Origin of the sequence: Yersinia bercovieri ATCC 43970, assembly GCF_013282745.1 — a bacterium.
GTDB classification, from domain to species: Bacteria; Pseudomonadota; Gammaproteobacteria; order Enterobacterales; family Enterobacteriaceae; genus Yersinia; species Yersinia bercovieri.
The window spans coordinates 3,279,047-3,292,004 of sequence record NZ_CP054044.1 but is presented as its reverse complement, the minus strand read 5'-3'; the positions used below and the strand labels follow the sequence as shown (position 1 = coordinate 3,292,004).

The window sequence follows — 12,958 nt, the reverse complement described above, 5'->3', positions numbered from 1 at the left end:
AATCAACATAACTTTACAAAATTGGATAGTTTTCATTACATATTCAGTTGGTTTTTCGACAAATGATAAGGTGATTGATGAAAAAAAAGTAAAAAAAATCCGGGCTCAACAGAACCCGGACTCTTTATCACCATGCAGACTTACTTTGCCGCAGTCGCAGTCGGTGCAACCGGTTGAGGCTGAAGCTGTGGTTGCGCTTTTTCGCTATGGGCAAGATCCAAGGCGATATGAACAGTTTCATCCAGATAAGGGTCCGGCTCCTGATACTCTTTTGGCAAATCCTCCAATGATTTCAGTGGCTTTTTACCTTCACGTTTAAGACGTTCATTGAGGCGCTCTAAGCGTCTTGCATCATCATCATGGTTCTCTTTTTCACGCTGAGCGTAGTTGAGAGAGACAATATTACGCTTATCTTTCAATGCTTTATAACGTTCAATATCTTGCTGGATATGCTGGAATTCGGGATCAGCGGCGATACGTGCTACGTGGCTTTTTAACAATTCAGGCTCCAGTGGCTTCAAATCCCCCGTCTTGGTATAACTGGCAGCATTGATGCTGTCCCAAGGCAGGGCATTATCTTCGAAGCTCTCACCGGTTTCTGCTGGATCAACCCCTGTTGGCATCACGATATCCGGGGTCACCCCTTTACGTTGAGTACTGCCACCATCTACCCGGTAGAACTTCTGGATAGTATATTGCAGTGACCCCAATGCCGGCCATTCAGGGCGCAGCATCTGATCGTAAATACGATTCAGTGAACGATACTGCTGAACAGTACCTTTACCGAAGGTTGGCTCACCGACAATTAAAGCACGACCATAATCCTGCATGGCCGCAGCAAAGATCTCGGAAGCCGATGCACTGTAGCGGTCAACCAACACCACCAGCGGGCCTTTATAGTAGACAACGCCGTCAGTATCACTGTCTTCGCGCACTTTGCCGTTGTTATCCCGCACCTGAACCACCGGGCCACTGGGAATAAACAGACCGGATAGTGACACAGCTTCAGTTAGCGCCCCGCCACCGTTGCTGCGTAAGTCAATGATAATGCTACTGACATTCTCTTTTTCCAGTTTCTGCAATTGCACCTTAACGTCTTCGGTCAGGCCAACATAGAAACCCGGAATATCCAGGACACCGACGCGCTCTTTGCCGATGGTTTTCACCGACATTTTCACCGCACGGTCTTCCAGACGAATTCGTTCACGGGTCAAAGTGACAGTGCGTGGCTTGGTGCCTTTCCCGGCGGGTAGAATCTCCAACCGCACTTTACTGCCCTTCGGCCCTTTGATTAGCGCGACCACATCATCAAGACGCCAGCCAATCACATCCACCATCGGTTTACCCGCCTGGCCGACACCAATCACCCGATCACCGACGGCAATCGTTTTGCTTTTCGCCGCAGGGCCACCCGGAACCATGGAGTTGATTAATGTGTAATCATCATCCATTTGCAGAACAGCACCAATACCCTCTAGCGACAAGCTCATTTCGGTATTGAACTGTTCGGTATTGCGGGGTGACAAATAGTTGGTGTGTGGGTCAATTTCGCGAGCAAAAGCATTCATAATCAGCTGAAAGACATCTTCGCTATTACTTTGCGTCAAACGCTTAATCGCCGCCTGATAGCGCTTCGTCAGCGTCTCTTTGATCTCTTTATCCGTTTTACCGGTTAACTTCAAATTCAGTTGGTCATATTTGACTTTGGCGTCCCAGAGCTTATTCAGCTCAGCTTCGCTGGTCGGCCAGGGTGCTTTGCCGCGATCAATATCGATAGTGTCATTACCGGTAAAGACCATGGGCCGATCCAGTACTGACAATGCATATTGATAGCGCTCAAAGCGGCGTTTTTGCGCCAAATTGAATAGCGCAAAAGGCGTGTCTAACTGACCTGACTTTAACTCATCGTCCAGCGAATGTTTTTTATCCGCGAACTGTGCCACATCTGATGCCAACAACACATTATGGCTGTAATCCAGCATGTTGAGGTAGCGATCAAATATTTTGGCGGAAAACTGATCGTCCAATGCAAACTGACGATAGTGAGAGCGAGTAAAGCGCGATGTTACGCGCTCACTCACGGTTGCATGCTCTGGTTCCTGGCGCAGTTGAGGAAGTTGGTCAATGCGATAGGTCGTATCGGCTGCGTAACTCGCCCCCGCCAGTAACAAGCCTGCGATTGCTGTTAGTCTGACAAATTTGTTCATGCCTAGGTTGGCCTCCGTATCAGAACTGCAAGTGTTCTGCGCGCACAATCATCGCCAGACCGGAAGATAGCTGCACCCGTACGCCATCTTTAGCGATTTCTAATACGGTTGCGTCCATCGCGCTCTTACCTGCTCTGACTTTGATTTCTTGACCAATTTGCAGTTTAGAGATATCTGTGACCGGCACAGGGCGTGGCTGGTTCTCCTCGGCCTGTGGACGAGGTGGCCGAGCCTGTGGTGGGCGAGGTGACTGACGAGGCTTACGGTTCTCCACAGCAGCACCCGCTTCACGACGCGGCGCAGGTTTTTTACCTGCCGGACGTGGGCGACGTGGCTCTGGGGTTTCACCCGCAGCAATGGCAGCTTCGCGCTTTTTAGCTTGTTGTTCAGCACGTTGTGCCTGAACACGGGCTTTCGCCTCTTCCAGCTGTTTGCGGGCATGTTCGACATGTTGCTCTTCCAGCACCCCACAAGGGTTGCCGTCTAGATCAACACGTTCAGCACCGACTTTGACCCCATAAAGATAACGCCAGCTTGAGGTGTAGAGACGCAGCGCAGAACGCAATTGCGTTTTGCTTAAATTCTCTTCCCCCTGAACACGTTCGACCAGATCTTGAAAAATACCGATCTTCAGTGGACGTGCTTCGCCTTCGGCGGTGAAGCAAAGCGGGAACCGCTCAGCCAAAAAGGCTATGACTTCTTTACTACTGTTCAACTTAGGTTGATTTTCCATGAAATTTCCTGATTACAACGGGTTTGCCAACCAGCGCAGGCATGAACAGGCGTCATTATAATGACGCCATCAGCAATTGCCACGTTATACGTGTATCAACTTGCAGTCTGTGTGACATATTTCGCACTGTCACAAAGCTCAAGATGCTCGCAAAGCCGTGCCACAACTGAGGTTAAGCCCAATTCGTCGTCTTCATCAAAGCGATCATAAACAATGCTGTCGATATCTAAAACGCCGATAACTTCACCCTTAACAGTGATTGGCAGCACAATTTCAGCATTACTTGCCGCATCACAAGCAATATGACCTGGGAATGCATGCACATCAGCGACCCGCTGAACGCGATTTTCTGTCACCGCCGTGCCACACACCCCCTTCCCGACAGGAATACGCACACAGGCGATCTTCCCCTGAAAAGGCCCAAGCACTAATTGTTTGCCATCGATCAAGTAAAATCCAGCCCAATTCAAACCATCCAGGCGCTCATAAAGTAAAGCGCTGACGTTAGCCAGGGTAGCAATAAAGTGGTTTTCACCTGCAATCAGGGAACTCATGTCACGTTTTAATTCCGCGTAGAATTCTGCTTTTTTCATTTAATAACCGTTAGAAACCCAAGAATAGCCAGCGGCAATTATTATGCTTGGCTTATATAAAATAATCATTAAATGCCCTTTGCCACAAGGTTATTCAACTGTAACAAAGCAAATGAGTTATCAACATTGATGATTTGGCCCTTTTTGCTCCTTGTTTTGCCCCCTTGCTCTGCTAACATCCGCGCTATTCTTTATAAGCCGGTGTCGGTGTCAGGGTTTTATATATGAAGGTACATGCCATTCAACGGCCACTCTCCACCGCACGGGCTCAGCGCTGCTGTCAGTGTGATGCTCTGTTTACCTTGCCACCACTCAATGGCAGGCAAACCGCCTATTGCCCACGTTGCAGTGCCAAAATTGCCAGTGGCCGCGATTGGTCACTGACCCGTCTGACCGCCATCGCGGTCGCTATGCTATTGCTGATGCCTTTTGCCTTCACCGAACCCCTGATCACCATTCGCCTGCTCGGCACCCGGATTGACGCCAGCTTGCTGGAGGGTATCTGGCAGATGAGCCGTCAGGGCCACCCCATCACCGCCAGCATGGTGGCTTTTTGTATTCTCGGTGCGCCCATTACCCTCACGGTGTCGATTCTTTATCTGCGTATCGGCAGCCGGATTGGCATGAACCTGCGCCCAATATTGCTGATGTTGGAGCGGTTAAAAGAGTGGGTGATGCTGGATATCTACCTGATTGGCATGGTGGTGGCCTGCATTAAGGTCAAAGAGTACGCTGATATCATGCCCGGTGGCGGACTGATAGCCTATCTGGCCCTGACCTTACTGACGATCCTGACTCTCGTACACCTGAATTTGGAGCAGTTATGGGAGCGGTTTTATCCGCAGCAACAGCCCCCCGGCCCGCGGGAAACACTACGTGTCTGCTTGTCATGCCACTACACGGGTCATCCTGATGCCCGTGGGCGCTGCCCGCGTTGCCATACGCCGTTGCGCCACCGCCGCCGTCACAGTATCCAAAAAACCTGGGCGGCGCTCATCGCCTCGATAGTATTACTGTTGCCTGCTAACCTACTCCCTATATCCATCGTTTATGCCAACGGCACTCGCATGGAGGATACTATCTTCTCGGGCGTGGTTTCTCTGGCCTCATCGGGTAACATGCCCATTGCCGCCGTGGTGTTTATCGCCAGCGTGCTGGTGCCCTTTACCAAAGTCATTGTCCTGATAACATTGCTGCTAAGCATTCATTTCAAGACAGAGCACAGCTTGAAAACCCGTATGCGCTTGCTGCGGCTAATTACCTGGATTGGCCGCTGGTCAATGCTAGATCTCTTTGTTATTGCGTTAATGATGTCGCTGATTAATCGTGATCAGCTCCTCTCCTTCACTATGGGGCCAGCAGCTTTCTATTTTGGGACTGCGGTCATTTTGACTATTCTTGCTGTCGAGTGGCTAGATAGCCGATTGATTTGGGATGCACATGCAACAGGAAACGCCGAGTACACCGACTGAGGCACAAATTAAGCATAAGCGCCGGATTTCGCCGTTCTGGTTGCTACCTTTTATTGCCCTGCTGATTGCCGGTTGGCTGGTCTATAACAACTGGCAAGAGCGCGGCACCGAAGTCACCATCGATTTCCAGTCTGCCGCCGGGATTGTGGCGGGGCGCACGCCGATTCGCTATCAGGGGGTGGAGGTTGGGATGGTGCAATCCATCAGTCTTGATGATGACCTGCGCAATATTAAAGTGACCGCCAGTATCAAAAACGATATGGAGGACTCACTGCGGGAGGGCACCCAGTTCTGGCTGGTGACACCGAAAGCCTCTTTAGCCGGGGTTTCGGGCTTAGATGCCCTGGTGGGCGGCAACTATATCGGCATGATGCCAGGAGAAGGTAAACCGCAGAGCCACTTTACCGCACTGGATACCCAACCCAAATTTCGCCTGAATACTGGCGAGCTAATGATTCACCTTCATGCCCCTGATTTGGGGTCACTGAATAATGGTTCGCTGGTCTACTACCGTAAAATTCCGGTGGGTAAAGTGTACGATTACAACATCGCGCCTGATAATAACGGCGTGGTTATTGATGTGCTGATTGATCGCCGCTTCGCCAAACTGGTCAAAAATGATACCCGCTTCTGGAATGTCTCTGGTTTTAAAGGTGATTTCAGCCTAAGTGGTGCATCGGTACAGATGGAGAGTCTGGCGGCACTGGTGAATGGCGCCATAGCCTTTGACTCGCCACCAAACAGCCAACATGCTAAACCGGATCAACCGTTCCAGCTTTACCCTGATTTAGCACATAGCCAACGCGGCGTGGCAATCACCCTTGATCTGCCCAACGGCAATAGCTTAAGTGCCGGGCGAACACCGCTGATTTATCAGGGTTTACAAGTGGGCACGCTGACCAAAATGACCCTCCAGCCGGACAGCAAAGTGACCGGTGAGCTGACCATCGATCCCTCTGTGGTGGATTTGATGCGCACGGGTAGCCGCATTGAGATGAATAGCCCGCGCATTACTCTCAGTGATACCAAATTAAGTGAGCTGTTGACCGGCAATACTCTGGAGCTTATCCCCGGTGAAGGCGAGCCACAAAAACACTTTACCGTGTTGCCCAGCAGCAAAAGCCTATTACAGCAACCCAATGTGCTGGAGCTGCAATTAACCGCGCCGCAGAGTTATGGCATTGATGTCGGTCAGCCGATTTCGCTGCATGGCATTAAAATCGGTCAAATTATAACCCGCGAATTATCCGCCACTGGGGTGAACTTCACGGCGGCAATTGAAGCGAAATACCGCGACCTGGTGCATAAAGACAGTAAATTTGTGGTTAACAGCCGCCTTAATGTGCAGCTCGGTATTGATGGTATTAACATCCAAGGTGCCAGTGCGCAGGAGTGGATTGATGGCGGTATTTTGATACTGCCGGGCGGTAAAGGTGATCCGCTGAATAAGTATCCGCTCTATAGCAGTGTCGCCAAGGCCAGCGAGGGTATTTTGGGTAATAGCCCCGCCACCACGCTAACCTTAACCGCCACCAGCTTGCCAGATGTGCAAACCGGCTCCGTGGTGCTGTATCGCAAATTTCAGGTGGGGGAAATTACCGCTATCAGGCCGAAAACCAATGAGTTCGAGGTGGATGTTTATATTCAGCCAGAGTATCGCAAGCTACTCACCGATAAGAGTATCTTCTGGGCTGAAGGGGGGGCAAAAGTGCAGTTGAACGGCAGTGGTTTAACCGTGCAGGCGGCACCTCTCAGCCGCGCGTTAAAAGGGGCTATCAGCTTCGATAATCTGGAGGGGGTCACGCTGGACAAAGGCGCTAAACGCACCCTCTATAGCAACGAAACCGCCGCACGGGCGGTCGGCAGCCAGATTACATTGCGCACTTTTGATGCCAGTAAATTGGCGCCGGGTATGCCAATCCGCTATCTGGGCATCAATATTGGTCAGGTTGAATCGCTCAAGCTGATCCCCGAGCGCAATGAGGTTCTGGCTAAGGCGGTGCTCTACCCGGAATATGTGCAGAACTTTGCCCGAGGGGGGAGCCGCTTCGCCATTGTGTCGCCGGAGATCTCTGCCGCCGGGGTCAATAATCTCGATACTCTGTTCCAACCTTACATTAATGTCGAACCGGGCAAAGGCGATACGCTACGGATTTTTGAGCTGCAAACTGCCACCATCACCGACTCTCGTTACCTTGATGGCCTCAGCATTATTCTCGATACCGCAGAAGCTGGCTCTCTACAGGTAGGAACACCGGTGCTATTCCGTGGGCTGGAAGTGGGCACCGTCACTGGCTTCAATTTGGGGGCAATGTCTGATCGCGTGCAAGTTTCGCTGCGCATTAGCCAGAAGTTCCAGCAGTTGGTGCGGCAAAACAGTGTCTTCTGGCTGGCATCCGGTTACAACCTTGAATTCGGCCTGACTGGCGGGGTGGTGAAAAGTGGTACTTTCCAGCAATTTATTCGCGGCGGTATTGCTTTCGCCACCCCACCGACCACCCCGCTGGCACCGAAAGCCAGTGTGAACCAGCACTTCTTGCTCAACCCGGCGGAGCCGAAAGATTGGCGCAACTGGGGCACCGCAATCCCGCGCTTTTAAGGATCAATCAGGGCGGTTTGGCAAGAGCTGCCCTGATAATCAATGCCGCACACCTCTTGCACACATTGACGTAACCAGCGATGGGCCGGATCGGCATCCATACGTGGATGCCATAACATTGATACCGTAATGCTAGGTAAGGTTAGCGGCAGCGGGAAACTGAACATCCCACGGCGTAAATTTAGGCTATGGCGTTCGGGAACCGTCGCCACCAAGTCGGAATCTTTCGCCAATGCCAGTGCCGTGGATATACCATCAACCGAGGCCGCCAGCTCTCTTTCAAACCCCAACAGTTGCAACGCGTTATCAATCGCCCCTTTATGGCCCTGACGCCGTGAGATCATAATATGCCCCTGCGCCACGTAGCGAGCGGTGGTAACCGCCCCGTCGCTCAAAACGTGCCCGGCCCGCACCACCCCAATAAAGCGGTCGTTAAATAGTGCCCGTGTGCGCAATTCAGGGCTGGCCTCCATGCTCACCACCCCCGTTTCCAAATCCACGATGCCATCGCGCAGTAGTGCGCTCTCTTTATTCAGTTTTTGCATAAAACGCAGCTGTACACCGGGTGCTTCCTGCCGTACCCGTGCCAGCAGTGCCGCACCGAAGTTTTCAACAAACCCATCACTGCTGCGCAGTGTAAAAACGCGCGCCAACTGTGTGAGATCCAGTCTCTGTGCCGGGCGTAGCACCGAGGTCGCATCCTGCACCAATTGGTTAACCTGTTCGCGCAGTTCGAGCGCTCTGGGGGTGGGTACTAACGCCCGTCCGGCCCTGACCAACAAGGGATCGCCCATCGTCTTGCGCAATCGTGCCAGCGCCCTACTCATCGCCGAAGGACTCAGCCCTAATCGCTGAGCTGCGCGCACCACACTCCCTTCGGCCAGCAGCACATTCAGGGTGATTAATAAATTCAGATCGGTTTTTTTCATCTATTCACTCTAGCACAATGAGATGGCGTCAGACGCATCAATAAACTGCAATCAGTGCGTCTTCCGCCACACTAGGGAATGACATAGGCTGTGGATCTGCTCTTTCAGGGGTTAACTTATAAATGAAAAATGATACTAACAGCGTTGATATATCTATTGCCGATAACATAAGAGTCCGCAACGTCATCATCAGCCTGTCGCTGCCAATGCTGCTCTCCTCATTGGCTACCAGCATTGCCAATGTCGGATTACCCACCTTAACGCGGGCTTTCAACGCCTCGTTTCAAGAAGCGCAATGGGTGGTGCTGGCCTATTTACTGGCCATTACCACCTCAGCCATCACCATTGGTCGCATGGGCGATATCATCGATAAGCGCCTGCTGCTAAAAGCCGGGATTGGATTATTCACCCTCGCCTCGCTGGGCTGCGCACTGGCTCCCACTATTCCGCTGTTAATTGCCGCCCGGGTATTGCAGGGATTGGGGGCCGCCGCCATGATGACACTCACCCTGGCCTTGGTTGGCGAAACCATCAGTAAGGGGAAAACCGGGCGCGCCATGGGGATGCTTGGCACCCTCTCGGCCATCGGGACAGCTCTTGGGCCATCACTCGGTGGCGTGTTAATTGCTGGCTTCGGCTGGCCCGCCATGTTCCTGATAACCATCCCTTTTGGGCTATTGGCGTGGCTGCTGGTATCCCGCTATTTGCCGCTGCCGGTGGCCCCTTTACCGCAAGCCCCAAAACTCCAATCCGGTTTTGATCCCCTCGGCATGTTGCTACTGGGCCTGACATTAGCGCTCTACGCCCTCTCCATGACCCTGGGCCACGGCACATTCACGGTTCTCAATTTTGCGCTATTCGTGGGGGCGGTAGTGGGTGTCGGACTCTTTGGCTGGGCCGAAAACAGAGCTGCCTATCCATTAATTCAGATCGCGATGTTACGTCATCCCGTGCTACGTGGCGGGCTTATCACCAGCGCGTTAGTCACCACCATCATGATGGCGACCCTAGTGGTGGGGCCATTCTATCTTTCACAAGCCTTAAATCTACCCGCTGAATGGGTCGGGTTAGCCATGTCCGGCGGCCCAGTGGTTGCGGCATTGTGCGGCGTGCCAGCGGGTTATCTGGTGGACCACTTTGGGGCGAAAGCCATGGTCATGGTCGGGCTATCGGCGCTCACCCTTGGGGCCATCGCCTTGACGATAATATCGCCTGCGGCGGGCGTGTGGGGTTATGTCGCACCGGTCTGCCTGATGACCGCGGGCTATGCCATCTTCCAGGCGGCGAATAATACCGTGATGATTAGCACTGTCGGGGCGGATCAGCGGGGCGTAATTTCCGGGATGTTGAACCTGGCCCGCAACCTTGGCTTGATGACTGGCGCATCAGTTATGGGGGCAATTTTCGCCTTTGCCAGCGCATCCCGTGATATTCAGTGGGCAACGGCTGCCGCAATCAGCAATGGTATGCAACTCACTTACGCCGTCGCCGCCCTATTAGGGGCGACAGGAATATGGGTCGCGGCAAAAAAATCAAAAAACAGATCTAATCAATAACCATTAGTGACATAAGAGAAACTTTCACATCCATTGCAATGCTGAATGGATTCAAATTCAGAATTTACGAGGAAAACATCAGTTAAGCTTAAATATAGGAGTGAATAAATTTACTGCGCGCTACCCGTCAAGAACAAAATAAATGATAAAAATAAGATGGATGCGCGATTTTTTGATTAAATTTAGACACTTTCCCAATCTTGCTGCTATTAATTAAATGTCTAGAATTTTTAATGATTAGTGCACATATATCAGTTGCGCCACGTTATTGGCCCAACGCCCTTCTAGAGTATCTGGCTGCAAATTAGATGATTAAGGAAGAAACAATGAAGAAACCCTTACTTATTATAGGTGTGATGCTCTTATTCCAGTCAGTTCCGTCAGTGGTCAGTGCGGGGACAGTCACCGGGACCTTGGGTATAAAATTAGAAATCATTCAGGGCTGTTATATCAATGACGGGACCAGCGGTGGAGGGCTGAGTAACTTAGGCATCGTAGACTTCAGCACTGTGCCAACGCTAAATACTCGCCTGACCAGAGCCTATAGCAGTACCACTTCGGGTGTACTGAATTTATATTGCAGTGCGGGCACCGCCTACAGTATCGGGATTGATAATGGCGCACACGCCTTGAGTACACAGCGCCGCTTAGCTGGCGGGACATCGGAATTTGTCAGCTACAATTTGTATAAGGATAACGCATACAGCGCCGCATGGGGCAGCTCAGGTAGCGCGGCATTGAGTGGCACCGCAACCTCCATCAGTACCGCCATTCCACTCACTATTTACACTGAGATCCCTGCTCAAGCGACCCCCAGTGTCAGCGTCTATACCGACACCGCCAACGTGACTGTCACTTGGTAGTGATGATGGCATTGGGCACCCAGCCGGATAATGTGCTGATCAATAAAGATAAAGCCGCACTGTTATGGCTGATTATCTGTTTGGCATTACTGCCAACTTATCCGGCTTACGCCAAAACCGCCAATATCACGGTGAGCGCCACCCTACTGCCCAGCTGTATTGTCGGCACCGTCGCCGGCGACCCCACCAATCTGGGGGGGACGCTGAATTTTGGCTCAGCCAGCATATTGAATAGCCAAATCGCCGTGACTGGGCAGGTCGGCAGTGGTGCCATCTCGATCCAATGTAGCAAAAGTACCCAATTCACCGTGTTACTCAGTGCCGGACAAAGCGGCAACGTCAACAGCCGTTATCTGACCGGAGGGCCTGCCAGCCAGCATGTGAATTACAACCTGTATACCGACGCTGCCCATAGCCAGATTTGGAATAACACGGTGGGGGTTTCGCAAGTGGCCACCGGGCAAGCTGTCACCCTCATTGTCTATGGGCTGATCCCCATACAGAGCACCCCTGCGGTCGGCATTTACACCGATACCATCCAAGTCACCGTCAATTGGTAGGGAGGAAGAGATATGGCACACCACTGCTTCAACCCTACTCTGATGAAATTCCTCGCGCTCACTCTATTCAGCCTATCAATGGCAAGCAGTTATGGCGAGGTTTTGAGCAAAAACTTCTCGGTAAAAGCCACGATACTACCGGGCTGCATTCTGGGGAGCGGAAATGCCGATAGTAGCAGTTTTGGCACCCTAAACTTTGGCAATATCTCTTCGCTATCCGCCCCGGTGAGTGTGGTCTCCAGCCAGAATGCCGGTTCGATAATCATTCAGTGCAGCGGCACCCCCAGCATCACCCTGGCACTCGACAGCGGCGTCAATACCACTGGCAGCATCTCAACCGGCCGGCGGCTGCTAAATAGCCTCACCGGCGAATACCTTTTTTATCAGATATTTCAGGATAGCGCCCACAGCATCATCTGGGGCAATGGCAGCAACGGCGGCGTGACAAAAGTGGTTACCGTGAACAGCAACAGCTCACCACTCGAAATCATGTTATATGCGCAACTGTTTGCCAGCAGCACACTGCCAACGGCGGGAACCTATAGCGATACCGTTTTAGTCACCGCCACTTATTAGTTTGTTATTTCTTAACTTTTTATTCCTGGCACGATGCCGACAAGGAGTTCACCATGACCCAATTAACATTGCTCTCATCAATGGTCGTACTTGCCACTGCTTTAGCCAGCAACCCGCTGTATGCCGCCTCTTCAGTGCTGATCTGGCCAGTTGATCCGGTGATCGCCAGCAGTGAAAAAGCCACGGCGTTATGGCTGGAGAACAAAGATAGCCAACCCGTCTATTTACAGATCCGCGTCTTAAGCTGGCAGCAAAAGGCGGGCAAGGACGATTACCACAGCCAATCGGCCATTATCGCCAGCCCACCGGTGGCGACGATTTTACCCGGAAAGCGCCAACTGATTCGCCTGATTAAAAACACCCAGGTCCCGGCGGGTCAAGAGCAAGCCTTCCGCATACTGGTAGATGAGATCCCCCGCAAAGATCCCAATGAGGACGCCCCCAGCCCGTCGCTAAATATGGGGCTGAAATTTCAAATGCGCTACTCCATCCCACTATTTATCTATGGCGACGGCTTGAAACCTGAAGATGCCAGCAACCCTGTGACATTTTTCCCGCTCAATCTCAGCCACGCATTCGTCAAACAGCAAGGTGAACAGTGGCTAGCGATTCGCAATCAGGGGCAAACCCATGCTCGAATTTCTCAAGTCAGCATACAAAATAAGAGCATCAATAATGGGTTGATGGGCTATGTGCTACCGGGCAATGAGATGCGTTTTCCTGCGCCGGGATCCGCCACTGCGGGCCAGTTAACCGCATTGGTGAATAGCAATACCAAACCTATTGTTATTCCACATCAATAGCGGCCCTGAGCAGAGGGCCGCCATTGCTTTATGCACCACTAATGCATTGAAAAATAGGAATAACTGT

Annotated in this window: 11 protein-coding genes; 7 read left to right on the top strand and 4 right to left on the bottom strand. The window is 51.9% G+C overall.

The annotated features are described in order from the left end of the window. Positions 1–140 precede the first annotated feature (140 nt). The 3 genes from prc to HRK25_RS14880 form a co-directional block, all read right to left on the bottom strand. Complete coding sequence (gene prc, locus HRK25_RS14890) at positions 141–2,207, bottom strand: carboxy terminal-processing peptidase (RefSeq protein ID WP_005272403.1); 2,067 nt, start codon at positions 2,205–2,207, stop codon at positions 141–143. A 19-nt stretch (positions 2,208–2,226) separates the two neighbouring features. After that, positions 2,227–2,940, bottom strand: a complete 714-nt coding sequence (gene proQ, locus HRK25_RS14885) for an RNA chaperone ProQ (protein WP_005272404.1) — start codon at positions 2,938–2,940, stop codon at positions 2,227–2,229. A 95-nt stretch (positions 2,941–3,035) separates the two neighbouring features. Then, positions 3,036–3,533, bottom strand: a complete 498-nt coding sequence (locus HRK25_RS14880; RefSeq protein WP_005272407.1) for a GAF domain-containing protein — start codon at positions 3,531–3,533, stop codon at positions 3,036–3,038. Positions 3,534–3,757: 224 nt separating this feature from the next. Here HRK25_RS14880 and yebS point away from each other — a divergent pair, with 224 nt between their 5' ends. Both yebS and HRK25_RS14870 read left to right on the top strand, forming a co-directional pair. Further along, positions 3,758–5,005, top strand: a complete 1,248-nt coding sequence (yebS, locus tag HRK25_RS14875; protein ID WP_005272409.1) for a membrane integrity lipid transport subunit YebS — start codon at positions 3,758–3,760, stop codon at positions 5,003–5,005. After that, on the top strand, positions 4,974–7,604 hold the full coding sequence (locus HRK25_RS14870) for a PqiB family protein (RefSeq protein WP_032897010.1): 2,631 nt from the start codon (positions 4,974–4,976) through the stop codon (positions 7,602–7,604). The genes yebS and HRK25_RS14870 overlap by 32 nt, the downstream gene beginning before the upstream one ends. Here the strand turns inward: HRK25_RS14870 and HRK25_RS14865 are convergent. After that, complete coding sequence (locus HRK25_RS14865) at positions 7,601–8,533, bottom strand: LysR family transcriptional regulator (protein WP_032897014.1); 933 nt, start codon at positions 8,531–8,533, stop codon at positions 7,601–7,603. The genes HRK25_RS14870 and HRK25_RS14865 overlap by 4 nt on opposite strands. 122 nt (positions 8,534–8,655) lie before the next feature. Between HRK25_RS14865 and HRK25_RS14860 the strand changes: the two genes are divergently transcribed. From HRK25_RS14860 to HRK25_RS14840, 5 genes are all read left to right on the top strand, one after another. Next, the gene (locus HRK25_RS14860) at positions 8,656–10,089 is read left to right on the top strand and encodes an MFS transporter (protein WP_005272414.1); all 1,434 of its coding nucleotides are present in this window, start codon (positions 8,656–8,658) and stop codon (positions 10,087–10,089) included. A 308-nt stretch (positions 10,090–10,397) separates the two neighbouring features. Beyond that, positions 10,398–10,952 (top strand): Csu type fimbrial protein, encoded by a 555-nt coding sequence (locus HRK25_RS14855; protein WP_005272417.1) that lies wholly within the window; start codon positions 10,398–10,400, stop codon positions 10,950–10,952. Between the two features lie 5 nt (positions 10,953–10,957). After that, positions 10,958–11,512 (top strand): Csu type fimbrial protein, encoded by a 555-nt coding sequence (locus tag HRK25_RS14850; RefSeq protein WP_032897057.1) that lies wholly within the window; start codon positions 10,958–10,960, stop codon positions 11,510–11,512. A gap of 12 nt (positions 11,513–11,524) precedes the next feature. Next, positions 11,525–12,088, top strand: a complete 564-nt coding sequence (locus tag HRK25_RS14845; protein ID WP_032897021.1) for a Csu type fimbrial protein — start codon at positions 11,525–11,527, stop codon at positions 12,086–12,088. Between the two features lie 53 nt (positions 12,089–12,141). Then, on the top strand, positions 12,142–12,891 hold the full coding sequence (locus HRK25_RS14840) for a fimbrial biogenesis chaperone (protein WP_005272423.1): 750 nt from the start codon (positions 12,142–12,144) through the stop codon (positions 12,889–12,891). Positions 12,892–12,958 lie beyond the last annotated feature (67 nt).

Excerpts from the sequence above, each read along its gene's own strand:
- prc (WP_005272403.1), bottom strand. The coding sequence starts at position 2,207 with ATGAACAAATTTGTCAGACTAACAGCAATCGCAGGCTTGTTACTGGCG.
- proQ (WP_005272404.1), bottom strand. The coding sequence starts at position 2,940 with ATGGAAAATCAACCTAAGTTGAACAGTAGTAAAGAAGTCATAGCCTTT.
- HRK25_RS14880 (WP_005272407.1), bottom strand. The coding sequence starts at position 3,533 with ATGAAAAAAGCAGAATTCTACGCGGAATTAAAACGTGACATGAGTTCC.
- yebS (WP_005272409.1), top strand. The coding sequence starts at position 3,758 with ATGAAGGTACATGCCATTCAACGGCCACTCTCCACCGCACGGGCTCAG.
- HRK25_RS14870 (WP_032897010.1), top strand. The coding sequence starts at position 4,974 with ATGCAACAGGAAACGCCGAGTACACCGACTGAGGCACAAATTAAGCAT.
- HRK25_RS14865 (WP_032897014.1), bottom strand. The coding sequence starts at position 8,533 with ATGAAAAAAACCGATCTGAATTTATTAATCACCCTGAATGTGCTGCTG.
- HRK25_RS14860 (WP_005272414.1), top strand. The coding sequence starts at position 8,656 with ATGAAAAATGATACTAACAGCGTTGATATATCTATTGCCGATAACATA.
- HRK25_RS14855 (WP_005272417.1), top strand. The coding sequence starts at position 10,398 with ATGATTAAGGAAGAAACAATGAAGAAACCCTTACTTATTATAGGTGTG.
- HRK25_RS14850 (WP_032897057.1), top strand. The coding sequence starts at position 10,958 with ATGGCATTGGGCACCCAGCCGGATAATGTGCTGATCAATAAAGATAAA.
- HRK25_RS14845 (WP_032897021.1), top strand. The coding sequence starts at position 11,525 with ATGGCACACCACTGCTTCAACCCTACTCTGATGAAATTCCTCGCGCTC.
- HRK25_RS14840 (WP_005272423.1), top strand. The coding sequence starts at position 12,142 with ATGACCCAATTAACATTGCTCTCATCAATGGTCGTACTTGCCACTGCT.